The sequence below is a fragment of the Halobacterium sp. NMX12-1 genome (assembly GCF_040435975.1).
In the GTDB taxonomy this organism is placed as follows: domain Archaea; phylum Halobacteriota; class Halobacteria; order Halobacteriales; family Halobacteriaceae; genus Halobacterium; species Halobacterium hubeiense.
On the sequence record NZ_CP159204.1, the window covers coordinates 1,797,181 to 1,821,522 of the forward strand.

Here is a 24,342-nt window from a genome sequence, read left to right on the forward strand (position 1 = left end):
AAGAGACTACGTCATGTAACCGAGTTCTTGAAGGCGCTGTTCGACTTCACTGCTGGGGTCATCGCTCGACTGTGTGACTCCGGCTTCGGACAGCTCCCCAATGACTGCCTCGATATACTTTCGGTCGACCGATTCGACACCCTCCTCAGGACTTGGGGTGTGTCGAAATCCGTCATCACGTCGAACCGAGTCAACAACCACACGTCCGTTTTGCTGCCGACAGATGGAGTGCCACGGTCCGAAATACGGCTCTCGTTCGTCCGCTGGCAGCGGCAACTCGGTACCCGGCTCCTGAATCCGGTATGAGGTCGTGATCGCGCATCCCGCGTCTAAAGTGAAGCTACCGGTTCCACCCTCCAACGATTCTCGGACCACGTTCGGGAATTGGGTTAGTGTTGCTGGTTTGGTGACCGTCTCGTTGGATGAGTCCCCCGGTGGTTTGACCACGAGAGGAACGTGTGCCACTTCGTCACCGATGCCCCAACTATGATCGATTAACCGTACTTCATCGTTGAGATTGCTGTACTCGCCGAAGCCTTCACCGTGATCGCTCGTCACAACGACGAGTGTTTCATCAAGTTCTCCGTTGGCGTCCAGTTCGTCTAGTAGTTTGCCGACGTAGTCGTCCACCTGTCTTATACAGTCATCGTACAGGCTCTCGGTGGCTTCGAGTTCCCAGAACGGGCGGTCACCGAGGTACTGTGTCGTAAGCGGTCCTCCCATGGCTTCACGGTGAAGGTTCTCAAGGGTATCATCTCCCCATCGGCTGTAAGACTCCTGTGAAAGATACGGATAGTGGGCGTCCATGAGGTTAATGCAGGCCGCCCATGGAGCGCTTTCGGATTCACACCACTGCAAGAACGCATCGATATATTCGCCGGCGTGTTCTCGCGTCGGATCGTGCGCTGCTGTCGAACTCCCGAACTCCCTCGAAAGCCCATTTATGATTGATCTGATGGGGGAGTCACTGCGGACGCAGGCCTTGAGATAGTCCCCGTAACTCGGATCGCCGTCGACCTGAGCTGGGCCAAGCGCATCCGGGAACACCAATTCTTGTCGTTTTGGCCCGACGGCTTTCTGGAAGAATGACGCGAGATTAGAGGACTCTGCGACGATAGCGTTCGGTGTAAACAACCCCGTACGGTAGCCCGCGTCCGCGAGCTCCTCCCAGATTGTGTGGCCGGGCTCGATGTGTGCGCTGTGTGAAGTAGCACGATGCTCGGCGACTTCCAAGCCAGTGAACAGACTAACGTGGCTCGAAATACTGTGAATTCCGGGCGATCTCGCATTCACGTACGTCGTGGCACGCTCAGCGAACTCGTCTAACCTGGGCGTCGTATCCCGTGGGTACCCGAGGTGGCCGACGTTCTTGGCGCGAACGCTGTCGAGGACCACTAGAAGAACGTTCGGCTGATCCATAAGAATAGATGCGCGCGAGTATTTATGTATACTTCGATGGGGCGGGAACGAGCGGGTTTCGTTACAGATTTAGACACACGATGATTGGTGTTGATAATGACGGTCAGTTTTCGAAAGTGGGTGTCACATAGCGTCTCTAATCTCCGGGACAGCAGCAAATCGATCGCTTCACGTCTTTTCCGGCCCATATACTACATTTACGTCGCAATTTTCCTCACAGTCACGAAGTGGCGGCCGTGGGGCACGAACGTATTCGAGCGTGCCTGGGATGCGGTAATCATCCTCGACGCTTGTCGCGTGGACGCACTTCGAGAAGTCGAAGACGAGTACGATTTTCTGACCGTTGAGGACTCCATAACCTCTGTGGGGAGTACATCGTTCGAGTGGATGAACCACACCTTCGACAGCGGATACCGGGGCGAGATTGAACAGACTGCGTACGTGTCCGGCAACGGCTACACGGAACGCGTTCTCGGCCAGGGTGGAGACACCGGCCACGCTGCGATGCCATTCGGACCTACCGAGTACGATGTCGTTGACCCGGAGGACTTCGGGTACCTCGAGGAGCTCTGGCGCGCAGAATTCGACGACGATTCCGAGTGGATGATCAATGGAGACGCGGGGTCACGAATTCATCCGAAGTATACAACAGACCGAGCAATTAGGGCTGGGCGGGAGCAGGATGCCGAGCGGCTAATCGTTCACTACATGTATCCACACGATCCGTTCCCACTCGCTGATAGTCCCGAACTATTCCGGCCGTTCGACGCACTTCGTTCTGGGGAAATTTCTCGAGAAGCCGCCTGGGACGAATACGTGACCCACCTCCGGCTCGTTCTGGACGAGGTGGAACGCTTACTGGAGAACCTCGATGCAGAGGAAGTAGTGATTACGGCAGACCACGGGGAGGCGTTCGGTAAGTATGGATTTTACAGGCACGTCATCGGCTGTCCGCTCTCTTGTATGCGGAAGGTTCCATGGGGGAAAGCGTCTGCGACGGATGAAAAAAAGTACGAATCGCGTGCTCCGGCACCTGAATCCTCGAACAAAACAACATCTGCTGAAGAGCGGCTTGAAAATCTCGGATACTTGTAACCGAAACCTTGACAACCTCAGCTAGGTGTTGAGAATGTCTCGGAGCATATCGTCAAGGTCGTCGACATTAACTCGGATATCTAAGCCAGCCTGTTCACACTGGAGGTACCGATAATCGTGGTTCATGTTTTCAGCGAGGCGGTCGAACGTTGCCATCGTTTTGTCCCCGAATAGTTCGACCACAGTCAGGTCATCTCCGTACAGTATATTCGTCAACCCTGCTCCGTGAGGCCCTACGACGAGCTCGGCACCACTGAATAACTCAACTTGTTCTCTAACGCTGAGTTCTCCCAGAAGGTACGTATCGATATCGTAGCGGTCGAGGACTGGCTGTACGGCATCGCGGTTCGCGATACGACGGACAGTTGCGTCTTCACGTGCGACGAAAATCCGGTGGTCAGAATGATCTGTAGTTTCGAGACTGGATTTCATCCGGTCACGGATCCAGAGACACTCGCGGGGTATCGGATCGGGGAACGTGGGAACGACTAGTGTTTCGACCTGCGTTATGCCCTTCCCGAGCCCTTCTACGTCTCCCGAGTAATCAAGTAGTTCGAGGGATTCGTCCATCCAGGAAGAGCGGTCTTGCGGCACGAGCAGAGTAGGATACGTTCCCGTTTCATCACCGTATTTTTCGAGTAGTCGAGTTCGTAGAAGGCACTCGACTGTCCAATGATAATAGTTGTTCCACGGTGATGCAGCGAGAGTCGCCGTTCCAATTCTTTGGTTAGGGGAGGCGTCTCCTTCGAGGGCGTTTAGTGTTGGTTGAATTCCGTTTGCTGTCATTGACTGGGTAATTGATACACCGGTGCGCCTCGGAACAAAGGGGGGTATTCCAACTGTATCAGCTATTACAGTCCCTTGCTTGGTGAGCCCTGGCCCAACTGGCCCAAGTAGAACTGCATTCGCGAACTCACAGACAAATCTGTCGTCGGAAGCATACTCCTTTGGTTCGTCTAATCCTCGGAAACCGTTGGGGCCCTTGAACCGCATTGGCTCGTTGAATCTCTCAAAAATATAGCAATGTTCCCGCTCGTAGATTGCGCTCCGTGTAAATACGTCAATATTATCTTCGAGAAACTGCCTATACACGATTCTATAAAGGAATACGTCCTGAACTAGAACAGTACGGCCCTCGCGAATGAGTTCTTTTACTCCATCTTTTCGAAGCTTGCGGAGTGATCGAGCAGGGAGTTTATCGAGTTCCATGTTGAGTGAACACAGTACGGTACTGCTTTAATTACGCTGGGATTGAAGCTCAGTTCGGGCTCACCGGTTAACCTACTCATTCATCTTACTCTGAACATCGCTGGACTACCTATCGTGAATGTTTTAGCTACATAACGGTACAAGCGAGATATGCCCTCATCGCCCGTCTTGTCCATAATTGTCCCTGTGTATAACGATCCCGACGGGCTTCGGCAGACATTGTCCTCCCTTGTAGACCAGCCCAATACCCCAGAGTTCGAAATTATCGTCGTTGACAACAATTCAACCGACGAGACACCACAGGTAATAAGAGAATTCGAACGGAGATATTCAGACATCATATTTGGGTTCTCAGAAACAGACATTCAAAGCTCATACGCAGCTCGAAATACGGGAATCAAGCAGGCATCAGGGGAGATACTCGCATTCATTGATGCGGACGTAATTGTCGGAGATACTTGGATAACTGATGTCTGGCATCAATTCCAGGAGTCTAATGTAGATTATCTCGGTTGTAATGTCGAGATGTATATCCCAAATGGGAATGATACCTTTTGGGCACGGTATGACTGCAGTATGGGACTTCCTGTGAGACACTATATTCGAACAAAGCAATTTGCACCGACATGTGCGTTGGCCCTCCGCAGGAGTGTGTTAGATGAGGTTGGTTGCTTCGACGAAGAACTAGTTTCAGGTGGAGACAAGGAGTTCGGACATCGCGTATCTACCGCCGGTTTCAAGTTGGAATTCGCACCCAAGATCACTGTACAGCATCCAGCGCGAAGCACGTTCAAGTCCCACATTGGTAAAGCAATACGAATTGGCGAAGGTCAGTTCCGGCTCTGGAAAGAACATGATCTTGCCAGTCATCCCTTCTCGCCTATTCGAATCTTACCACCGAGTCCATCGAGAGTTCGAGAACGCAAACGCAATAAGCAAAATTTCGCTGCGACCTATGCTACCGCCTATTTGTTTAAAGTCATTCAAGCAATCAGCGCCGCGTCTGAAGCGTTCTAGGCTGCATGGCTAGTGAACTTCAGGAGAGAAGTGACTGGTATACTCGATCGTGCTCCTTCGCTATCGGCAGAATGTCGAAACCCTTGATTCGTCGGCGCGCTGCTTGCTGATATGTTTGTATGTTGCTATCTAACATCGTTTGTAAGGCAGCGCGCACCTCATCCTCGTTAGAGGGGGACTCGACGATGACTCCAGCGTCGCCAATCGCTTCAGGCGCTCCTCCATACGAAGAGCCAATAACCGGGGTGCCAGCTGCTTGGGCTTCGATCCAGACGATTCCAAACCCTTCAACGTCGTAGCCGTCCTGAAGCGGTACTAAGGCGAACAGCTCAGATTCCGCGAGTAGTCTGCCTTTTTCTTCCATATTCACGAACCCAAGGAATTCGATGTCGTCGTGATTCGCTGCTCTCTCCTCTAATTTCCGCCTATTGGGGCCGTCACCTACCACCTTAAGCATTCTACCTTCTTTGGTGGACGTTGGAAGGCTCTTCCAGACATCAATTAGCATTCGTATGTTTTTCCTATCAACAAATCTCGACAGAGTCAATACGTCTCCCGTGCTTGTGGCGTCCTGAGCGACAGAATGATAGTACTCCACGTCGATACTTGGATGGATTACATTCGTTTCTGTGTCGGGGACCAGATTTTCTACTAATTCTGCTGTGAACCCACTTACTGCATGAATAGTGGATGCGGCCTCAATAGCGCTGGTTGCGAGTCGAGTATATTTCAATTCCTTCGCGTGGACAGAGAGTACGGAGGGGATATCACGATTGTTTGCGACTTCTAAAGCAGGTAGTAATCGAAGATGAGTAGCGTGAATTATGTCCGGTCCAAACGACTCTACGGCTTCTTCTATTTCTCTCCGCGCGAAATTTAGATAAGCGTAATCCACGGGTCGTGTTATAACGTACCGAGGATTCTTTGGTAGATAATGGAACAATGGGATTTCGGTATCCCTTTCGATTATATGATGCTCTACTGTATGATTAATCTGTTTGAGTCCTTCTTCCAGATTTCTAATCACAGTTTGTATTCCACCAGGGGCTGTTGGATTGTGCGAACTGAATATTAGTATTCTAGTCATTTTTGGTCAAATGGATCTCTCATCCCAGACAATACCGCAGACCTACATATAGTATGGGATAGTTGATTATTTAGTAGTGCGCGTTATATAGGATTGCAATGGAAATTCCAGAGCAGATTGAGCTTGGTTGTGGAAAGAAAAAACCTGAGGGATTCTATGGAGTAGACATCTCTGAAACCGAGGTTGTCGACCAGACTGAAAACCTTGATCAACCAGGCTGGGATCTCCCATCCGATCATTTTCATGTAATCCGGGCAGTAGATTTATTCGAACATCTGTCTAATCCTACGCAGTTTATGGAGGAAGTCTGGAGAATAGCAAAACCAGAAGCCAAGATCGTGATCCGAGGACCACACATTAGTAGTGACAATTGGCACGACCCAACCCATAAGCGTTTATTGGGGTCTCGTACGTTTGAACACTACACCCCGGAGAGCCGTTTCGAGTTCTATTCTGATTGTTCGTTCAAGGTTAACGATTTCGAGATTCAATTTCAGTGGCAACCAACTCCTATTAAACAAATCGGGCATTATGTAGCGAATAGGATGACCTATAGTTACGAAACGACTGCTTTGCGTAACATACTTCCAGCAACTAATATAAGATTTGAATTAACTCCTATAAAGAAATAGTTAGATATACCCTAAATCTTGAAGTCGGGATCGAGTTGTAGTCATTTCATCCTTCGAAGAGGCAGATTTGTAATCCCACATGGCAGGAGCGCTCTCAACTACGCCTTCGATTTTTGCCCACGGAACTTTGTTGACAAATGGATGTTCAATACTGTGCGCGAAGCCGCCGTATTCACCTAAAGCCTCACCGTGATCACCGATGACTACGTACCGGTCGAAATCAGTCCGCACAATCAGTTCAGAGACTGAGGCTAAAACTCTCAGAAGGTTCGATTTGTAGTACTTTCGTAGCTCTTTTTTCGATATCTTGCCAGATTTGACTGCCTCCCAGATGTCTTGGTCAATCTTCACGTTCTCCTCGTGGATGCTCGACCGCTCACGGCTAAGACCGGGTCGGTTTTCGCCGATGAACGGGGCGTGAGGTTGGAAGTAGTGGACCACCATTCGCGATGCATCGGCGGCTCTCTCTACCGCCCGCTCAGTCGTCGGCTCCGGAGGGCAAACACGCAGTTCTTCATCCCAGAAATCCCGCCACACTTCCTCCAAGTCCAGAAAGTGGTTGTTAGGCGTATACCCTCGATAGTACTCGTACAAGTCTTCTTGGGGGAGGCCGTCACCGGAATCTTCGCCATCAAACTTGAACTCCTCGGAGGTGACGGGTGTTGCAGCCGTAACATAGGGATAGGAGTACGTCTCGGGCCAGTTGTACTGTAGATACTCGAAAGTATTAGTTGCAACAGTTCTCGTGGCCCTAACGTCACCATAGAAAAACGAACCGAACAAGGTTTTTAGATAATCATATCGACATGCGTCCAGGACAATCAATAAAAAGTTGTCTTTTCTTCTTAGTTCCGCTAACAAGTCCGCTTGATTCGGAAGGGAAGCAGTAGAGGTTCCGAGACGAATCTGTTGCCGTAACTCGTCGATTACTTCAGATTTGATATACCCTGGTACAGCTGTCGGGTTCTGCAGTCCCCTATGGACGGCATTTCTAGGCAAGTAACGTGACATAGTGAGTTGACCGAATTAGATACGATTAAACATTCCGGCTCATTCCAAACGAATACGGCGAACGCTTGACCCACCATGGCGTCTTCCCACCCCCACGTTAATATTATTGTTCCAGTGTACAATGACGCTGACGGCGTTCTTCAAACACTCGAATCAACTACCAGCCAATCATACGTCACATATGATGTATTCGTCGTGGACAACGGTTCGACAGATTCTACGCAGGATGTAATCGCCGAGTTTGCGCGGAAAAACCGGGAAGTGAAACCTGGCCTTGAGGAGGAAAGGCAGGGGTCTTATGCCGCACGGAATAGAGGAGTAAGAGACGCTAGTGGCGACATATTGGCTTTCCTCGATGCAGACGAAACTGTCGATACAGACTGGCTAGAAACTGCTATCGAAGTGATAGAAACTCGGGGTGTTAACTACCTCGGCTGCAACGTCGAACTGACTCTCCCCGAAAACACCCTCGTTGGCAGGTACAACGTTCACACAGGCTTCCCAGTGGAACAGTACCTCGAAGAGCAGAACTACGCACCTACTTGCGCTCTCCTCGTCAAGCGAGAGGTGTTCGAGGACGTCGGCCACTTCGACGCCCGACTCATCTCCGGCGGCGACCGAGAGTTCGGCGAACGAGTCCACGAGGCAGGCTACAAACAGGGATACGCTGAAGATGCGACAGTCTACCACCCAGCTCGTACTTCGTTCGAGTCCCTCGCGAAGAAGAACTTCCGCGTCGGACGAGGCTTCTGCCAGAAGCAACGCTACTATCCGGAGCGCTACGGCAAGCCCGGCATCCCACCCAAGCCGAGCGGCCCAAGCGGCGGTGACGAAGAAGACGAACCCGACTCCCTCTTCACGAAACTAGCCTTCGCGTTCCTCTCGTTCGCGATGCTCGCCTGCAGGGGCTCCGGGTACTATTACGAGTACTTCTTCGGCGAGGAGCGAGACGACATCCCGGCGCCTACGAGTTAGCCTTCTCAACCAGATTCGGCGTCGCCATCGCGTACACGTACCCGAGCCCGACCGCGGCCGTGAACACGAAGATCGCCACGAGCTGCTGCAACCGAAGGAGCGACGGCGACCGAACCAGATTCTTCACGCGCTTCGGCACGAACCGAGTCAGCAACTGCTTCAGATAGCTGCTCTTGTTGTCCTCGGCGTCCGGGTACAGCAGATCCATCACACGCTTGGAGTACCCCTGCCAGAACGACCGGAACACGAGCCAGCCGAACTCGCCACGGTAGTCGAAGAGCTTGTGGTGCACACGCGCGTCCCGCGTGAACACCATCCCGCGACCGTACTCCTCGCGCAGTCGAATCCCAACGGGCGCCTCGTGTGCCTGCAGATGCTTGTCGCCCTTCCGGCCCGTGTTCGGGTCGTACCCGCCGACCTCGAGGAACTCCTCCCGCCGATAGGAGATGTTCGAACCGTACGTGTTCCGGACTTCCTCACCGTCCTCGGCGAACCCTGGCTCGACACACCCCACCAGCCAGTAGAACTCGGCGGGGAAGAAGTCGGGTTTCTCGGTCTGCCAGTCAGGGACGACGTCGCCCCCGACGGCGATGGCGTCGGTTTCCTCGTACACCTCGACGAGCTTCGTCACCCAGTCGTCCTGGGCGGTGGCGTCGTCGTCGATGAACGCGACGACATCGCCGCTCGCGAGCTCGGCACCCTTCGTGCGGCTGTAGGAGATGCCCTGGTTCTCGTCGTTGCAGTGCAGGACGACGTTCTCCTCGTCACCGAAGTCCTCGCGCACGCGCTCGAAGACGTCTTCGTTGCCGTCGACGACGAGCACGACTTCCAGCGGCTCGTACTCCTGGGCCAGCACGCTCTCGACACACTCCGAGAACGGCCCGTACCGGTCCATGGAGTACGTGCAGACGACGACGGAAGCCTTCATTAGCGGAGAGTTGTCCAAACCCGCGAATAAGGATTGTGCTTCCCAGCCATCGAACAACCGTCTAGTGGCGGTATTTCGGGCAGACTGGCGCTTTCGAGGCGATAAAATACAGCGGGCCAGGCTAGGACTTGCAATAATTCAAGATGCTCTGCTCACTCAAACAGCCCGCTCAGTCCGTAGGAAGATGACAAGGCTTATTCGCGCTCTGGCGGACCCTACGGGTAATGAGCGAGAAGAACGAGGAGTCGAGAGCGTCCTCCATATCGGCCGATTCAGCTCTCGACGCTCTCGAAAATTGGTACCACGTACCCGTACTGGGCGCTGTCCTCGCGTTCATGTTCTGGGTACGCGTGCAGGCGTGGGAAAACTTCACGCAGAACGGGCAGGTGTACTTCTCCGGGAACGACGCGTACTACCACTACCGACAGGTGATGTACACCGTCCAGAACTGGCCGGAGACGATGCCATTCGACATCTGGACGAACTTCCCTGCCGGGACGCTCGCCGGACAGTTCGGGACGCTGTTCGACCAAATCGTCGCAACAGCAGCCGTAGTCATCGGACTCGGCTCCCCGTCACAGCAGACGATTTCGATGACGCTGCTGTTCGCGCCCGCCGTCTTCGGCACGCTACTGGCCATCCCGACGTATTTCATCGGGAAGCGCCTCGGTGGCCGGCTCGGCGGCGTGTTCGCGGCAGTCGTTCTTGGCCTCCTTCCGGGTTACTTCCTCTCGCGGAGCCTCGTCGGCGCCGCCGACCACAACGGCGCGGAGCCGTTGTTCATGTCGCTGGCAGTGCTCGCGACGATGATCGCGCTCACGGTCGCCCAGCGCGAGAACCCGGTGTACGAGCAGTTCCTCGACCGCGACGTCGCCGGGCTGCGGCGCGTCGTCGGGTGGAGTGTGCTCGCCGGAATCACGACTGCGGCCTACATGTGGGTGTGGCCGCCTGGCGTCCTTCTCGTCGGCATCTTCGGCGCGTACTACCTCGTGAAGCTCGTTAGCGACTACTACAGCGGTACGAGCCCGGAGCACGCTGCCATCGTCGGCGCTATCAGTATGGCGACGACGGGGATTCTGCTGCTCTCGTCAATCGAGGAAGCCGGCATGGGCGTCTCCGGGTTCACCTATCTCCAGCCGGCGTTCTCGTTCGCCGTCGCGTTCGGCTGCGTATTCCTCGCCGCGCTCGCACGCGTCTGGGACGACCGTGAGCGCAGCGAAGCCGGCTACGTCGCCGCGACCTTCGGCATTCTCGTCGTCGGTATCGGCGTACTCGCGCTCGTCCTCCCGAGCTTCTGGTCGTCGCTGCAGTCGAACCTTCTCACGTATCTCGGCTTCAGCGCCGGCGCAGCCACTCGGACTATCGGCGAGGCGCAGCCGTTCCTCTCCCAGACGAGCCGCTACGGCCTCGGGATGGTCGGCGTCATCTTCCTTGAGTACGGACTCGCGTTCTTCACGGCGCTCCTCGGCGCGGGGTGGATTCTGCTCCGTCCGCACTTCCGGAGTGGCAACCCGCGGCGGCTGGGCGGCGCAGCGGCCGCCGTCTTGGTGGTGGGGCTTGTGTTCGTGGCGCCGGGCATCGGTGACGCGGTCGGCACGCTCCTCGGCGTCGACCGTCAGCTCGGCTCGCTCGCCATTGTCGCCATAACGCTGCTTGCGGTCACGGTGACTGGCGACTATGACCCCGAACAGTTACTCGTGGTCGTCTGGGGCGCGTTCATCACCTCGGCGGCGTTCACGCAGGTGCGGTTCAACTACTACCTCGTCGTGCCGGTCGTGGTGCTGAACGCGTACGTGTTGAAGGTCGTGCTTGGTTCCGTAAGCCTCGACAAGCCGGCCTCGCAGGTCGAAGACGTTGACTGGTATCAGGTCGGGACGGTCGTCGCCGTCGTGCTGGTCGTGCTCGTCCCCATCGCGGCGCCCGTGGCGGCGTCTGCGACCGGCGACGGCGCCAGTCCGATTCGACTGACGAACAATCAGGGCCAGCAGGTGCCGCTGCAGTCCGCGACGACCGTCGGCGCGTCGAACGGCCCAGGTGCGGTGACGGTGTGGGACGACGCGATGGAGTGGATGCAGAACAACACGCCCGAGCAGGGGAACTTCGGTGACGCGAACAACGCCGACCAGCTGGACTACTACGGGACGTACAGTCAGACCGACGACTACGACTACCCCGCTGGCGCGTACGGCGTGATGTCGTGGTGGGACTACGGCCACTGGATGACCGTCGAGGGCGAGACGATTCCGGTCGCGAACCCGTTCCAGCAGAACGCGGACAACGCAGCGAACTTCCTGCTCTCGCAGAACGAGACGGAGGCCGCGAACGCGCTCGACGTCGTCAACGAAGACGACGCGAAGACGCGGTACGTCGCGGTAGACTCCCAGATGGTCTCCACCCAGCAGAAGTTCGGTGCGCCCATCCAGTTCTACGACGGCCCGCGGAACCTCTCCACGGGGACGTTCTACACGCAGAACATCCTCTCGCAGTACGGTGAGGACGGCCAAGTGACGAACTACCGGTCGTTCCGTCAGCTCCCGACGCTGCACCACCAGGCGTACTACGAGTCGCTGATGGTGCGGCTCTACCAGAACCACGGGAGCGCCCAGCAGCCCCAGCCCATCGTCGTCGACTGGCAGGACACCTTCCAGACGGCAACCGGCGCGGACCTGTACAGCTTCGACCAGTCGGCGTCCCCGATTCAGCAGTTCAACAGCATGACCGCGGCCGAGCAGTACGTCGCCAACGACACGACCGCCCAGATCGGCGGCATCGGGAGTAACCCGCCGGAGTACGTCGAGGCGCTACAGCACTACCGGCTCGTCGGCTCCAGCGACGACCAGGGCGTGAAGCTCTTCGAGCGCGTCGAGGGCGCGACCGTCGAAGGCACCGGGCCTGCGAACGCGACGGTCACCGCGTCGGTCACGCTGAACATGACCCACCTCGCGCAGGGCAACCAGACGCCGCAGTTCACGTACACGCAGCGTGCCGACACTGGGCCGGACGGCGAGTTCACGATGACGCTCCCGTATGCCACAACTGATTACGAGGCATATGGGCCAGCAAACGGGTACACGAACACGTCGGTTCGGGCAACAGGCCCCTACGAGATCACGAGCCCCTCCACAATCACTGAAGACCGCGAGATTGTGACGTGGAACACGACCGCTCAGATCACCGAAGGCCAAGTGATTGGCGAGAACGAGACCGTCTCAACAGTCGAGCTAGACCGTCACGTCAGCGGGACGCTCGGCGACACGAACAACACGACGCAGAATAATACAACGCAGCCGAATGTTGCATCGTCCGAAATCACAGCAGACTCGGTCAACTCCACAGAGACGACGCAAGCTGACCGATTAGACACCCAATCCCCGTTCGGTGCGGCCGCCGCGTTCGTCGCGCCCGCCGTCGTCGGCGCGCTCGGTCGGCGGTACGCATAATGGCCGGGCGCGACTGGCTGGCGGTCTACCTGAAGGGCGCCGCGATGGGCGCCGCCGACGCCGTCCCCGGCGTCTCCGGTGGGACCATCGCGCTCATCACGGGCATCTACGAGCGCCTCGTCGGCGCCATCGCGGCGCTGGACCCCGTGGAAGCGCTGGGCTTGCTCGCGCTCGTCCCACGGCTCGGCAGCGCCGACGCCCGCGAGGAACTCTGGGAGTCGCTCGTCCGGATGGACGTGCCGTTCCTCGCACTCCTGGGCGTCGGCGTCGTCACCGCCGTCGTCACCGTCGCGAACGTCGTCCACGTCGCCATCAACGACTTCCCGGGCGTGACGTTTGCGTTCTTCTTCGGGCTCATCGCGGCCTCCGTCGTCGTCCTCCTCAGCGAAGTCACGCTCGACACGCCGGGCAGAGTCGCGGCGGCCGTCGTCGGGTTCGCGCTCGCGTTCGTCCTGAGCGCGCAAGCGCAGACCGGCGCGCTCCCCGACGTGCTGCCCGTCGTCTTCCTCGCGGGCGCCGTCGCCATCTGCGCGATGGTGCTGCCGGGCGTCTCGGGGTCGCTGTTGCTGTTGACGCTGGGGCTGTACGACACGATGACGTCGGCGGTCAGCGAGTCGACAGACGCCGTCCTCGGCGGCGACTTCGGCGCGGCCGTCGACCCGGTGTCGACGCTCGTGGTGTTCACGGCGGGCGCCGTCGTCGGCGTGCTGTCGTTCGCGCGCGTCGTCGAGTGGGCGCTGGAGAACTACCGGGCGGCGACACTGACGTTCCTCGTCGCGCTGATGGCAGGCGCGCTCCGGGCGCCGGCCATCCAGATTAGCGACGCGAACCCCGAGTGGACGGCGGCGAGCGCCGGCGGCGTTCTCGTCGCGGGCGTGCTCGGCGCGGCGGTCGTGCTCGTGCTGGACGCGACGACCGACGACCTCGACTACTGACGCCGACAGTTCCCGCCGCTGGAAGGGGTGTTTTCTTCGTCGCGCTCGAACGCACAGCCGTGCTCCCCTTCGACGACGAGACGGTCTCACGGGTCGCCGCCGACGGCGGCGTCACCGAGGCGACGCTCCGCGATGCGGCCGCGTCCGTGCAGGCGACCCTGTCGGACTACCCGGGGCGGTCCGTCGACGGCCTCGTCTACAGGCGAAACAGGCCGAGTGCCTCGGGGCTTGACCCCGAGGGTGAAGACCGTTCGCTCGATATACTGTTCAATCGTAGCGGCCGAAACATCACCAGTCGTCCCGATGTAGTACGATTCCTCCCAGAACCAACCGCCCTACAGGTACTCTCGTAACAGGGGTTCGCTGTTGCCACATCTCTCGTGCTGTACTGCTCTTGACGGTCCGTACGATCTCGCTCGGGGCGTTCTTGGGATGTGTTAATAGGAACGGGTGTACGTGGTCGAGTAAGCTGTGCAACGACAATATCCCATAGTTAGACTCGTCGCACACTTCTCGAAAACTCGATTCCGGTGAATCTATCACACCCAGTTTCGGGTGTCGATACTTCGGAAACCACACAAAGTGGTAGTTGACGTTGTATACCGTGTGTGGTTTGACCGGTTCTCGCCCATAGTTCCCATTCGTGGACAAGAATTAAGCATTTCAGTGAATAAGCAATAAGTGAGGGATGACCAAACGACTCACCGTTGACTTCGAGGACGAGCTATACAAGGAGTTCTCGAAGCAATGCATCGACGCTGAGAAAACAAAGTCCGAAGTCGTGCGTGGACTCGTTACCGACTGGCTCGACGAAGACGAAGAATGACCGACGTACAGACTCTCGTGAAGACGCTGGACTTTCAACTCGACATCCAGAGTGACAACGAGAGCCTACTGTACGACGCCACGCTCGAATCACGGTGGGCGTACAACGAAACCATCCGTCTCGCCAAGGAGGGCGTGGACTGGGATGAAATCCCCGATCGCGTAGCCGCCAACGCCGACCTCGTGAAAAATACGACACAACGTGTCGTGGCGAAGGCACTCGGTGCGATGGAAAACTACCATGAGTACGACGACTTCGGCTTGCCGAGTCACACCAAGGATGGTGCGTACCCGCTTCGAGCCAACTACGAGGAAGGCTACAATCTCACGGTCCGTGACGACGGAACTATCGAGTTCCGTATCAGCACCAGACCGTACAAACACGTAAAAGGGGTGCTAGAAGGCGACGACGCTCATATCGACATTTTGCGGGCCGCACTCGCAAGCGACGAGTGGACGATTGGGACGACGGAAGCATTATTCCACGACGAGACACCCGAGTTGCACGTCAACGTCACGAATACCGAGCGTACAGTCCGAGACAAACAGGACTCTCGGACGGTCATCGGCGTAGACGTAAACGAAGACAACGTGGCACTGTCGGCGCTGTCAGCAGATGGAGTTGAGGATACGTTGGTCATCGACTTCCCCGAAATCAAGTTCGAGCGACACCGCTACTTCACGATGCGGAAGCGCGTGCAGAACGCCGAGAAACCGAGTATCCACGACACGCTGGAAGGACGAGAAGCACGGTTCGTCCGTGACCGACTCCACAAAGTGAGTCGGCACATCGTGGAGTGGAGCCAACAGTTCGAAAAATCGTGTATCGTCTTTGAAGACCTCAAAGAGATGCGCGACAGTATCGACTACGGCACGCGGATGAACCGACGCTTGCACCACCTCCCGTTCCGTGCCCTCCAACACTATACGTCGTACAAGGCAGCCTTTGAGGGCATTCCGACCGCGTGGATTAACCCCGAGTACACCAGCCAGCGGTGTCCGATGTGCGGACATACGGAGCGTGCGAACCGTCATAAGAAGCGGTTCAAGTGTCGGGACTGCGGGCATCAAGACCACAGCGACCGTGGTGCAAGTGTCAACATCGCTGTGAAAGGCAGTAAGAAACTCGATTGGAATGTGCCTGCTCTCAACAGCCTTCCCCAAGTCAGGAAGGTGCGACGGCAGGCATCGGGGGCCGTGGACGCCCCGACCGTGACCTCGGATACCGCGAGAGGACATCATTCCGATGGTATCCGAGGCGTGTCAGACTAATCCACGGGAAGCCTCGGGGCTTGACCCCGAGGCGGTTCACGAGTGGCGCCAGGCGTTCCGCGACGACCCGCTCGTCGAACGTCGCCCCGACGCGTGGGTGCTGCGCGTCCCCGAGCGCGTCTGGGCGGACGTCCGCGAGCGCGCCGACGTACCGGAGGCTATCGAAGAGACACTTCTGGCGCTGTACGCGACGGAAACCGAGGGAGAAGACGGCGTCGCGCTGGTGATTGCGCGCGACTCGACCGGCGAATAGCGGAGACGGCCGACTCAGAACTCGCCTTCCGGTTCGGGCTCCGGCTCGGGTTCGGGCTCCGCGTCGATCTGGTCCTCGTAAGCGAGGTTCATGATCCACTGCGAGAAGGCGTCGCTCTGGGCGTCGACTTCCTCCTCGCCGACGAACGGCGACAGCATCTCGCCGGCCATCAGAAGAGAGAAGTCCAACTCGCGCTCGTCGATGACGGGCGTGATGAGGTAGGTGGTGTTGCCCTCGTGGACGGTCTCCTCGCGCTCGACGAACCCCTTCTCCTCGAGCTTGGAGGCGATGCGGCTGCCCTTCCGCGAGGAGACGTCCAGCTCCTTCCAGAACTCGCTCTGGTGGACGCCCCGCGTCTCTCGAACGAGTTCCAGCCCGCGTCGCTCGTCCTCCGAGAGGTCCGACTCGGTGGCTTCGGCGCTCATGTACGACACAGGGTGTGCGCGCGGTTTAAAGCTGACCGTCCACGCGCCTGAAGTCGGTCTCGCAGGGCGGGCCGTCGGCGAACTCGTAGGCCACGTCGCCGTCCGCCGAAATCGTCACGAGCGACGACGACCGCGTACCGAAGCCGTCGCGGTGGACGCACGCGTCGGTGTCGTGGTCGCGGAGCGCGTCGCGGGCGGCCGCGCGCCACGCGTCGGCCGTGTCGCGGCCGCTGAGTGCGTCCCGAATCGTCCGCGACTTCTCCGTCTGGCCGTCGAAGCCGGCGTTCACGACGACGTGCGTCCCGGGGTCGAAGGCGTGCGTCCGCAGCACGCCGTCCCACTCCAGGAGCACGCACTCGTGTTCGTCCGCGACGACGAGGTTGAACCCCGCGTACTCGCGGTCGGCGACCTCGCGCTCCACAGTCCCAATCGCGTCGTCGGCGGACCCGGCCGCGAGCGCGTCAGTGACGAGGAGGCCTCTGGAGCGCTCCCCCTCGATGTCGGCGTCCCGGTTGGTCACGCCGACGAACACGCGGTGCTCGTTCACGCCGAGCCACGTCCCGCCGGCGTCCTCGTCTCTGGGCATCAGCACCTCGGGGTTCGACCCGCGGACGGCAGGCGGGGAGGACGGGCGGCCGACTGCTTCGTCGCGGTTCGCACCGACGACCAGCGGCGCGTCGTCGTACACCTGCCACGCGAATGTCAGCGTACACACGCCCGACAGTAGGGTCCGCCCGCACTTAGTTCTCGTCGGCCAACATCGACCGGACGGCTTCGCGGTCCACGGTCCCGGAGGCGGTCCGGGGGATTTCGTCGCCGAAGACAATCGTCCGGGGGTGCTTGTAGCCGGCGAGCCGGTCCTCGCAGAACGCCCGGAGGTCGTCGGTGGTCACGTCGCCCTCGGGGACGACGAGCGCGGCGACGCGTTCGCCCCATTCCTCGTCGGGGACGCCGACGACGGCGGCGTCACCGACGGCGGTGTGGTCGCGGAGGACGGCCGCGACTTCCTCGGGGTGGACGTTCTCGCCGCCGGTGACGATTTGGTCGGTCTGCCGCCCGCCGACGTGGAGGAACCCTTCAGCGTCCACGAACCCGAAGTCGCCGGTACGGAGGCCGTGCTCGCAGAACCGCTCGTCGTTCGCGTCAGCGGAGAGGTAGCCGGGCGTGACCGTCGGCCCCGAAACGACGAGTTCGCCCGTCTCGCCAGCCGGCAGGACGTTGCCGTCCTCGCCGACGACGGCCACCTCGGTGCCGAGCAGCGGCCGGCCCGAACTGTCCGGGCGGTCGCGGGCCTCCGTCGCGTGCAGCGTCGCGACCTGCGAGGTGGTCTCGGTCATCCCGAACGTCGGACAGACCGGGACGCCCGAGTCCAGCGCGCGCTCGACGAGTTCGGGCGGCGTGGGCGCGCCGCCGACGAGCGCGAACCGCAGGGTGTCCGGGACGCCGCCCGCGTCGAGCAGCCGCGAGAGCATCGTCGGGACGAGCGAGACGCCCGTGCAGTGGTGCGTGGCGAGCGCGTCGCGCACGTCGTCGGCGTCGAAGCCGCGCGCGAGCACCGCCGTCGTCCCGTACAGCGCCGACCGCAGGACGACCGAGAGCCCGCCCATGTGGTACAGCGACAGCGGACAGAGCCAGCTGTCCTCGGGGAGCACGCCGAGCCGGAACGCCGACGCGACGGCGCTCGCGGCGAAGTTCGCGTACGTCAGCCGGACCGCCTTCGGGTCGCCGGTCGTCCCCGAGGTGAATATGACGGCGCGCGTGTCCGTCCACGAGAGGTCCGCGGGCTCGACGGCGTCCGGCGAGCGCGCGCCGAAGTGCTCGACGTTGCCCCCGGCGTCCACGCTCACTGCTGGTACGGGAAGCTCGCGGGCCGGGTCAGCGGTGTCGGCTTCGTAGACGACGAGGACTGGGTCGACGCGCTCCGCTTGTGCGCGGAGTTCGGGCGTCGCGAGCCGGGCGTTCAGCGGCACGAGCACCGCGCCGAGCCGGGCGCACGCGAACGCCAGCCGGACGAACGCGGGGCGGTTCTCCATCAGGACCGCGACTCGGTCGCCGCGCTGGACGCCACACGCGGCGAGCCGGCCCGCGGTCTCCTTGACGTCGGCGTCCAACTCGCGGAACGTCCACGACGCGTCGGTAGCGGCGTCCACGAGCGCGGTCGCGTCGGGGTTGCTTCGCGTCTGGAGCGCAATGGCATCACGCATCGGCGTTCACCTCCGCGAGGTCGATGCTGACGCCGTGGCCGGGTGCCTCGGGCACGCGAATTCGGCCGTCTTCGACGAGCGCGGGGTCGGCCGCGAGGTCGTCGGCGAGCCGGTCGGCGGTCGCGAGCCCGCAGGCGGGCACGTCGGGAATCGCGGCGGCGAGGTGGACGGCGGCGGTTCGCGCGACGACGGCGTCCACGGTCGTCGTCACGACGGGTTCGACGCCCGCGTCGCGAGCCGCGCGAGCGGCGTCGAGCGCGCGGTCCACGCCCCCGAGCGCCATCGGCTTCAGCACCACGTAGTCGGCGGCGTCGAGCGCGTCAGCGAGCGCATGCTCGGTCAGCGATTCGTCGAGCGCGACATCGGTCTCGCCACCACGGAGGTCGGCGTGCCCCGCGAGGTCCTCGGCAGGAAGCGGCTGTTCGACGTACTCGATGTCGAAGTCGGCGAACGCGTCGAACGCTTTCCGGGCTTGCTCGCGCGTCCACGCGCTGTTCGCGTCCGCGCGCAGCGTCGCGTCAGTTTCGTCGTTGACCGCGCGGAGCCGTTCGGTGTCCGCTTCGACGGAGCGCGCCCCGACCTTCAGTTTCACCGTCTCGAAGCCCCGCTCGACGGCGGCTCGCGCTTCGGCTGCCGTCGCTTCGATGGAGCCGTCGCCGACGGTGGCGTTCACCGGGACCGACTCTACGGGGTCGTCGGCGAGACTTCGGGTCAGCGAGACGCCCTTGTCGCGAGCCTCGGCGTCGAGTTTCGCCAGCGAAACGGCGTGCCGTGCGGCGGGCGCGTCCTCGCAGGCGGCGAGCGCGTCGTCCCAGTTGTCGGCGTCGTCGGCAGCTTCGAGCGCCCGTTCGCAGGCGTCCAGCGGTTCGGTCCAGTCTGGAAGTGGCGTGGCTTCGCCGACGCCGCCGTTTCGGGCGAAGATGAATCCGCGGCGCTCGTCGATGGTGCCGCGAGCCGTCTCCAGCGGGCGCGCCAGCGGGAGCGAGAACTGTCGAAACATCTCTTAACAAATAGGAAATTCCTTCGCTTGCGGCAGGTGGGTGTGATACTCTACCAACTTTCTAACTACTATCTTTCGCTGGTGTTGAGGCACTTTGCTCCCTCCAACAGCAATCCTTTCCATGTGTATCCTCTCTCGTCTTTCAGTTCAGTTAACCATTCGTGCTGTTCCTCGCTCACCTGAAAACGCACTTCTTTAGGCATATATCCTTGTTAATTTGGATGATTTTTATGTGCTTCGCTGTCTTAAGCTGAGACGTGGGCGCTACCGTCACGAAAACGCTTGAAGCCACGCTTGCGCCACCGACGGCGCATAAAGAGCAACGGCTTCAGCGGACTGTAGCGACGTACCGTCGCGCTCTCCTCGATGCATTCGAAAGTGGTGCTGACACACAGATGGCGGTCAACGATATCGTTACCGGGTACACGCTCACATCTTACGCGAAAGACGCGCTCAAGAACTACATCCCCAAACTCCACCAGACGTATAACGCCGAAGAAGTCAACGACGACCATCCTGTCCGGTTCACAAATCGGGGTTGGCAACTTGACTACTCTCCTAATCGCGACCATAGCTATTGCTGGCGTGTTCCCCAAGCCGGTCGTGGTAACGCTTTCTGGATTCCTCTTCGCATCAACCCGGCTCAGCAAGAGTTGTGGAACGACCTTCTCGAGGGTGACGTGACAGTTGGCGAGTTCCGATTACAAGAACACCGAACTAACTGGGTACTTCACGTCACCATCGAGTACGAAGTTACGGAACCAGAACAACCAGACGATCCGACACCGATCGGCTTCGACATCGGTGAATCCAAACTCTTGACGGGCTGTGCCTGTCAAGACGGCACTCCGACTCAACCGTACATCTACGACGGCGGCCGAGCGAGACAACTCCGCAAGGAAATGCATACGACACTGAAGCGTCTCCAAGAACGTGACGCCGCCGAGTGGCGCATCGAGGAGCGATTCAACCACTACCAGAACGCGCTGACGGATATTGTAGAGAAGGCGTCTCGGAGCGCTGTTGAGTACGCCAGGCAGTTCGAGAATCCGGTAATCGTACTAGAAGACCTGACGTACATTCGCGAACATCTCGACTACGGAAAGTGGATGAATCGCCGTCTCCACAACTGGGCGTTCGCCCGTCTCACTGGCCGTATCGAGGACAAAGCCCTCGAAGCGGGTATTCCGGTTCGGTTCGTGAGTCCGGCGTACACAAGTCAGACGTGCCACGCCTGCGGACACCTCGGGTCTCGGAGTTCTCAGGCAGCGTTCCGATGTACGAACGACGACTGTTGGGTGACGGAGTACCAAGCAGACATCAACGCGGCGGCCAACATCGCCGGTCGCCTCAACCCGTGGGGAGAGAGCCTGTCGCTGAAACCGACGGGCGATGACTCGCCACGGGATGGGAGTGGCTGTGACACCACCACAGAACACCGCGAGGCGAGTCAAAAATCACGACAAATGACCCTCGCGGCGTACAGTTCCGAAACTTCCTCGCATAGCGAGCTTTCCCTTGTAGGGAGCCCCTCCATTCAGGGTGGGTAGAAGATGTCACAGCGCGAGGCCGACGCCGAAGAGGAGCGCGTACAGCGCGAGCAGTTGCCCGGTGCGCGTGAGCGCTGGGTTGAGGGCGTCGCCGTCCGTGCGCGTGAAGACGGTCCGCGTGACGCTCGCGGCCAGCGGGAGCGATAGGTACGGCAGGAACACCGCGGGCTCGCCTGTCCGCGCGAAGAACCACGCCGGGACGGCGTACGCGAGCGCGAGCATCGCGACGAACTGGACGCGGGAGAACGCGTAGCCGAAGCGCACCGCGAGCGTGCGCTTGCCGGTCGTCTCGTCCTCCTCCTTGTCGCGGACGTTGTTCACGACGAGGACGTTCGTCGCGATAGCCGCGATAGGCAGGCTGGCGACGACCGACGACAAGGTCACTGAGCCCTCGGGGATGCCGACCGGGACGCCCGCGACGAAGCTCGCGGCCTGCACGTAGTACGCGCCGGTGACGGCGACGACGCCGAAGAAGACGAACACGAAGACGTCGCCGAGGCCGTGGTAGCCCAGCGGGTACGGGCCGCCCGTGTACGCGATGCCGGACGCGACGCTCACGAGGCCGACGACGAGGATGGGAACGCCGCCCACCCAGACGAGGTACGTGCCGACGAGGATGGCCGCGGCGAACGTGAGGTACATCGCGCGCTTGACCTCGTCGGGCTCGATGAGGCCGCCCGCCGTGACGCGCGTGAACCCCTCGCGGTCCTCGGTGTCGGCGCCCTGCACGGCGTCGTAGTAGTCGTTCGCGAAGTTCGTGCCGACCTGGATGAGCGCGGCGCCGACGAACGCGGCGAGCGCGGGTAGCGGCGCGAACACGCCGTCGCGGACCGCCAGCCCGACCGCGACCAGGATGGGGGCGGCCGCGACCGGGAGCGTGTGCGGGCGCGCGGCGATGAGCCACGCCTCCCGCCGGGAGACGTCAGCCGTATCGGTCATGCCCCGCGATTGGGCGAGCGCGCCCATAGCGGTGGCGGTCCCGGCGCTGTGGCGGTGGTGTCGTGGCCCGCCGCAAGGGAGACGTATAAGTCGCTGAAGAGACGTTTTCGAGGGGATGGGGTTACCTCTCGTCTTTCTGGCGTACGTCGTCGCGTTCGGCGCGGCAGTCCTCGGATGTGCGGTCGGGGTGCGGCGCGCGCTCGGGGTCGCCGACGCCGACACGCGGCGCGGCCTCGTGGGCGTGGTCGCGGGCAGCGGCGGCTGGGCGCTGTTCGAGCTCGCGTTCCTCGTCGCCCCCTCTGCGTTCCTGAAGTACGTCGCGTACGACCTCAGCCTCGTCGTCGGGCTCTCGACGGTGGGCGCGTGGCTGTACTTCTGCTCGGCGTACACGGGGCGGTCGTTCCACCGCGAACCGAGGTACCGCCACGCGGCCGTCGCGACCTACGTCAGCATCGTCGCAGTGAAGCTCACCAACCACGTCCACGGCCTCTACTTCACGACGACGGCCGTCGACGCGCCGTTCCCGCACCTCGCCATCCAGCACGGCACCATCCACTGGCTCGTCGCGGGCCTGTCGTACGCGCTCGTGGCGGTGGGCTTCTTCATGCTGTTCGAGCTGTTCCTCGAAGCCGACTACGACACGCGGCCGCTGGGCGCGCTCGTCGGGGTTACTGCCCTCCCCGTCGCGCTGGACGTCGTCGGGTTCGCGTCGCCGCTGCTCGTGGACATCAACTACGAGCCGCTTGGCGTCGCGGCGTTCGCGCTCGGCGTGCTCTACGTCTACGAGGAGGAGTTCCTCGCGGTCCAGCTCACGAACGGCGTCGACGACGCGGTCGTCTACCTCGACGGCGCCGACCGCATCCGGGAGTACAACGGCCGCGCCCGCGACCTGTTCGCCGCGCTCGACGGCGCGACCGGCGAGCGCTTCGACGACGTGCTCCCCGAAACCGCGGAGACGCTCGGGGACGACCACCCGGTCGTGGCGCGCGCCGTGGACGGCGAGACGCGCTACTACCTCGTGACGGACACGTCGTTCTCGCTCGGCCAGTCAGACATCGGCCGGATGGTCGTGTTCAGCGACGTCACACGCACCGAGCGCAAGCGCCGCGAGCTCGAACGCCAAAACGACCAGCTCGAAGGGTTCGCAGCGGCCATCCGCCACGAGCTGTTGAACACGCTCCAGATTATCGGCGGGCGCGTCACCGTCGCCGGGAACGCCCTCGACCGCGGGAACGTCGAGGCCGCCCGCGAGTCGCTGCGCACCGCCTCGGAGACGACCGACCGGATGTCCGGCATCGTCGAGGACCTCTCGGTGCTGGCGCGCCACGGCAAGACCCTCGAAGACACCGAGCGCGTGGACTTCCGGGCGGCCGTCGCGGACGCGTGGGCGGACGCCGACGTCGGCGACCTGTCGCTGTCCGTGGAGGGCGACGCGGACGTGGTCGCGGACCCGACGCGGGTCCGGGAACTCCTCGCGAGCGCGTTCGCGTTCGCCGCGCACAACGGCGCCAGCGAGGTGACCGTCGAGCGCGGCGACGACTGGTTCGCGGTCGCGGGCGACGGCCGGCCGCCCGGCGACGCCGACCCCGAAGCGTTCTTCGAGTACGGGAGCGCCGTGCCGGACTCGGAAGCCGGTATCCTCTTGCCGAACGTGCGGATGCTGGCGGCCGTCCACGGCTGGTCGGCGAGCCTCGACACCGACTACGAGGACGGCGTGCGTGTGGTCGTCACCGGGACGGGCAGCGTCAGCCGACCGGGGGACGACTGACCGTATCGGTTCGCCTCAAGACTCCCGCCCCAGGCGTCTTGGTCTCGAACGCCGGCGGGCTGTTCCACTTCGGCGATGACGTTGCTGGTGGCGTCTTCGAGAGAGGATGACGGGTCTCAGAAGCCAGTCTTGTGGAGAATGTACGCGGTAACCGTGGGCACGACACCCGCAGCGATGATGATTCCGGTGAAAACGACGGAGGTCGGCATTTCTAGTGCCATCAATAGTTCGCCCGCCGTCAATACGGCGAGTCCTCCGGACAAGGCGAGAATAGTGTATCCGATGATGGGATGATTGAAGTCCCCCTCGAGTTCGTCTCGGATGTCTACCAGTAGGTCCATTGCCATTTCAAGCCCCC

At 60.5% G+C, this 24,342-nt stretch carries 23 protein-coding genes and 1 pseudogene; 12 read left to right on the top strand and 12 right to left on the bottom strand.

Annotation, left to right across the window (positions count from 1 at the left end; translation table 11 throughout):
* Positions 1-6: 6 nt before the first annotated feature.
* Entirely contained in the window at positions 7-1,419 is a 1,413-nt protein-coding gene (locus ABSL23_RS11110) for a sulfatase (protein WP_353633797.1), read from the bottom strand.
* A 96-nt stretch (positions 1,420-1,515) separates the two neighbouring features.
* Here ABSL23_RS11110 and ABSL23_RS11115 point away from each other — a divergent pair, with 96 nt between their 5' ends.
* Positions 1,516-2,514, top strand: coding sequence for a hypothetical protein (locus tag ABSL23_RS11115; RefSeq protein WP_353633798.1), 999 nt, complete (start codon positions 1,516-1,518; stop codon positions 2,512-2,514).
* A 21-nt stretch (positions 2,515-2,535) separates the two neighbouring features.
* Here ABSL23_RS11115 and ABSL23_RS11120 read toward each other — a convergent pair whose 3' ends face one another.
* Positions 2,536-3,723, bottom strand: a complete 1,188-nt coding sequence (locus ABSL23_RS11120) for a glycosyltransferase family 61 protein (protein ID WP_353633799.1) — start codon at positions 3,721-3,723, stop codon at positions 2,536-2,538.
* 150 nt (positions 3,724-3,873) lie between these two features.
* On the opposite strand from ABSL23_RS11120, the gene ABSL23_RS11125 reads away from it, so the two are divergent.
* Positions 3,874-4,740 (top strand): glycosyltransferase, encoded by an 867-nt coding sequence (locus ABSL23_RS11125; RefSeq protein ID WP_353633800.1) that lies wholly within the window; start codon positions 3,874-3,876, stop codon positions 4,738-4,740.
* 19 nt (positions 4,741-4,759) lie between these two features.
* On the opposite strand, the gene ABSL23_RS11130 is transcribed toward ABSL23_RS11125, so the two are convergent.
* Positions 4,760-5,767: a glycosyltransferase family 4 protein gene (locus tag ABSL23_RS11130; RefSeq protein WP_353633801.1), complete on the bottom strand. Its 1,008-nt coding sequence runs from the start codon at positions 5,765-5,767 to the stop codon at positions 4,760-4,762.
* Between the two features lie 158 nt (positions 5,768-5,925).
* On the opposite strand from ABSL23_RS11130, the gene ABSL23_RS11135 reads away from it, so the two are divergent.
* The gene (locus ABSL23_RS11135; protein WP_353633802.1) at positions 5,926-6,459 is read left to right on the top strand and encodes a methyltransferase domain-containing protein; all 534 of its coding nucleotides are present in this window, start codon (positions 5,926-5,928) and stop codon (positions 6,457-6,459) included.
* On the opposite strand, the gene ABSL23_RS11140 is transcribed toward ABSL23_RS11135, so the two are convergent.
* Complete coding sequence (locus tag ABSL23_RS11140) at positions 6,460-7,470, bottom strand: hypothetical protein (RefSeq protein ID WP_353633803.1); 1,011 nt, start codon at positions 7,468-7,470, stop codon at positions 6,460-6,462.
* A gap of 75 nt (positions 7,471-7,545) precedes the next feature.
* On the opposite strand from ABSL23_RS11140, the gene ABSL23_RS11145 reads away from it, so the two are divergent.
* Positions 7,546-8,445, top strand: coding sequence for a glycosyltransferase (locus tag ABSL23_RS11145; protein WP_353633804.1), 900 nt, complete (start codon positions 7,546-7,548; stop codon positions 8,443-8,445).
* Here the strand turns inward: ABSL23_RS11145 and aglG are convergent.
* Complete coding sequence (gene aglG, locus ABSL23_RS11150; RefSeq protein ID WP_353633805.1) at positions 8,435-9,373, bottom strand: glucosyl-dolichyl phosphate glucuronosyltransferase; 939 nt, start codon at positions 9,371-9,373, stop codon at positions 8,435-8,437. The two genes, ABSL23_RS11145 and aglG, sit on opposite strands and share 11 nt — an antisense overlap.
* Before the next feature lie 224 nt (positions 9,374-9,597).
* Here aglG and ABSL23_RS11155 point away from each other — a divergent pair, with 224 nt between their 5' ends.
* From ABSL23_RS11155 to ABSL23_RS11165, 3 genes are read left to right on the top strand one after another with little or no spacing between them, the layout of a single operon-like run.
* Complete coding sequence (locus ABSL23_RS11155) at positions 9,598-12,813, top strand: oligosaccharyl transferase, archaeosortase A system-associated (protein WP_353633806.1); 3,216 nt, start codon at positions 9,598-9,600, stop codon at positions 12,811-12,813.
* The gene (locus ABSL23_RS11160) at positions 12,813-13,748 is read left to right on the top strand and encodes a DUF368 domain-containing protein (RefSeq protein WP_353633807.1); all 936 of its coding nucleotides are present in this window, start codon (positions 12,813-12,815) and stop codon (positions 13,746-13,748) included. Before ABSL23_RS11155 ends, ABSL23_RS11160 begins: the two co-directional genes overlap by 1 nt.
* 59 nt (positions 13,749-13,807) lie before the next feature.
* The gene (locus ABSL23_RS11165; RefSeq protein ID WP_353635404.1) at positions 13,808-14,101 is read left to right on the top strand and encodes a hypothetical protein; all 294 of its coding nucleotides are present in this window, start codon (positions 13,808-13,810) and stop codon (positions 14,099-14,101) included.
* On the opposite strand, the pseudogene tnpA reads toward ABSL23_RS11165, so the two are convergent.
* Positions 13,997-14,380: pseudogene (gene tnpA / locus ABSL23_RS11170) on the bottom strand (IS200/IS605 family transposase); the annotation flags it as partial. The gene ABSL23_RS11165 and the pseudogene tnpA overlap by 105 nt on opposite strands.
* A 56-nt stretch (positions 14,381-14,436) precedes the next feature.
* Here tnpA and ABSL23_RS11175 point away from each other — a divergent pair.
* From ABSL23_RS11175 to ABSL23_RS11185, 3 genes are read left to right on the top strand one after another with little or no spacing between them, the layout of a single operon-like run.
* The gene (locus ABSL23_RS11175) at positions 14,437-14,574 is read left to right on the top strand and encodes a plasmid partition protein ParG (protein ID WP_353633808.1); all 138 of its coding nucleotides are present in this window, start codon (positions 14,437-14,439) and stop codon (positions 14,572-14,574) included.
* Positions 14,571-15,845, top strand: coding sequence for a transposase (locus tag ABSL23_RS11180; RefSeq protein ID WP_353633809.1), 1,275 nt, complete (start codon positions 14,571-14,573; stop codon positions 15,843-15,845). The genes ABSL23_RS11175 and ABSL23_RS11180 overlap by 4 nt, the downstream gene beginning before the upstream one ends.
* Positions 15,820-16,098, top strand: a complete 279-nt coding sequence (locus ABSL23_RS11185) for a hypothetical protein (RefSeq protein WP_353633810.1) — start codon at positions 15,820-15,822, stop codon at positions 16,096-16,098. The genes ABSL23_RS11180 and ABSL23_RS11185 overlap by 26 nt, the downstream gene beginning before the upstream one ends.
* A 14-nt stretch (positions 16,099-16,112) precedes the next feature.
* On the opposite strand, the gene ABSL23_RS11190 is transcribed toward ABSL23_RS11185, so the two are convergent.
* The 4 genes from ABSL23_RS11190 to ABSL23_RS11205 are packed head-to-tail and all read right to left on the bottom strand — an operon-like array spanning position 16,113 to position 19,727.
* Positions 16,113-16,523 (bottom strand): MarR family transcriptional regulator, encoded by a 411-nt coding sequence (locus ABSL23_RS11190; RefSeq protein ID WP_353633811.1) that lies wholly within the window; start codon positions 16,521-16,523, stop codon positions 16,113-16,115.
* 25 nt (positions 16,524-16,548) lie between these two features.
* Positions 16,549-17,238: an NRDE family protein gene (locus ABSL23_RS11195; protein ID WP_353633812.1), complete on the bottom strand. Its 690-nt coding sequence runs from the start codon at positions 17,236-17,238 to the stop codon at positions 16,549-16,551.
* A gap of 25 nt (positions 17,239-17,263) precedes the next feature.
* Positions 17,264-18,727 carry an o-succinylbenzoate--CoA ligase gene (menE, locus tag ABSL23_RS11200; protein ID WP_353633813.1) on the bottom strand — a complete coding sequence of 488 codons (1,464 nt, stop codon included), beginning with the start codon at positions 18,725-18,727 and terminating at the stop codon, positions 17,264-17,266.
* On the bottom strand, positions 18,720-19,727 hold the full coding sequence (locus ABSL23_RS11205; RefSeq protein WP_353633814.1) for an enolase C-terminal domain-like protein: 1,008 nt from the start codon (positions 19,725-19,727) through the stop codon (positions 18,720-18,722). Before ABSL23_RS11205 ends, menE begins: the two co-directional genes overlap by 8 nt.
* Before the next feature lie 257 nt (positions 19,728-19,984).
* Here ABSL23_RS11205 and ABSL23_RS11210 point away from each other — a divergent pair, with 257 nt between their 5' ends.
* Positions 19,985-21,277, top strand: a complete 1,293-nt coding sequence (locus ABSL23_RS11210; RefSeq protein ID WP_353633815.1) for a transposase — start codon at positions 19,985-19,987, stop codon at positions 21,275-21,277.
* A 6-nt stretch (positions 21,278-21,283) separates the two neighbouring features.
* Here the strand turns inward: ABSL23_RS11210 and ABSL23_RS11215 are convergent, their stop codons facing one another.
* Positions 21,284-22,216 carry a 1,4-dihydroxy-2-naphthoate polyprenyltransferase gene (locus ABSL23_RS11215; RefSeq protein ID WP_353633816.1) on the bottom strand — a complete coding sequence of 311 codons (933 nt, stop codon included), beginning with the start codon at positions 22,214-22,216 and terminating at the stop codon, positions 21,284-21,286.
* Between the two features lie 115 nt (positions 22,217-22,331).
* On the opposite strand from ABSL23_RS11215, the gene ABSL23_RS11220 reads away from it, so the two are divergent.
* Positions 22,332-23,984 (top strand): histidine kinase N-terminal 7TM domain-containing protein, encoded by a 1,653-nt coding sequence (locus ABSL23_RS11220; RefSeq protein ID WP_353633817.1) that lies wholly within the window; start codon positions 22,332-22,334, stop codon positions 23,982-23,984.
* A 116-nt stretch (positions 23,985-24,100) separates the two neighbouring features.
* On the opposite strand, the gene ABSL23_RS11225 is transcribed toward ABSL23_RS11220, so the two are convergent.
* Entirely contained in the window at positions 24,101-24,331 is a 231-nt protein-coding gene (locus ABSL23_RS11225) for a hypothetical protein (RefSeq protein ID WP_353633818.1), read from the bottom strand.
* Positions 24,332-24,342 lie beyond the last annotated feature (11 nt).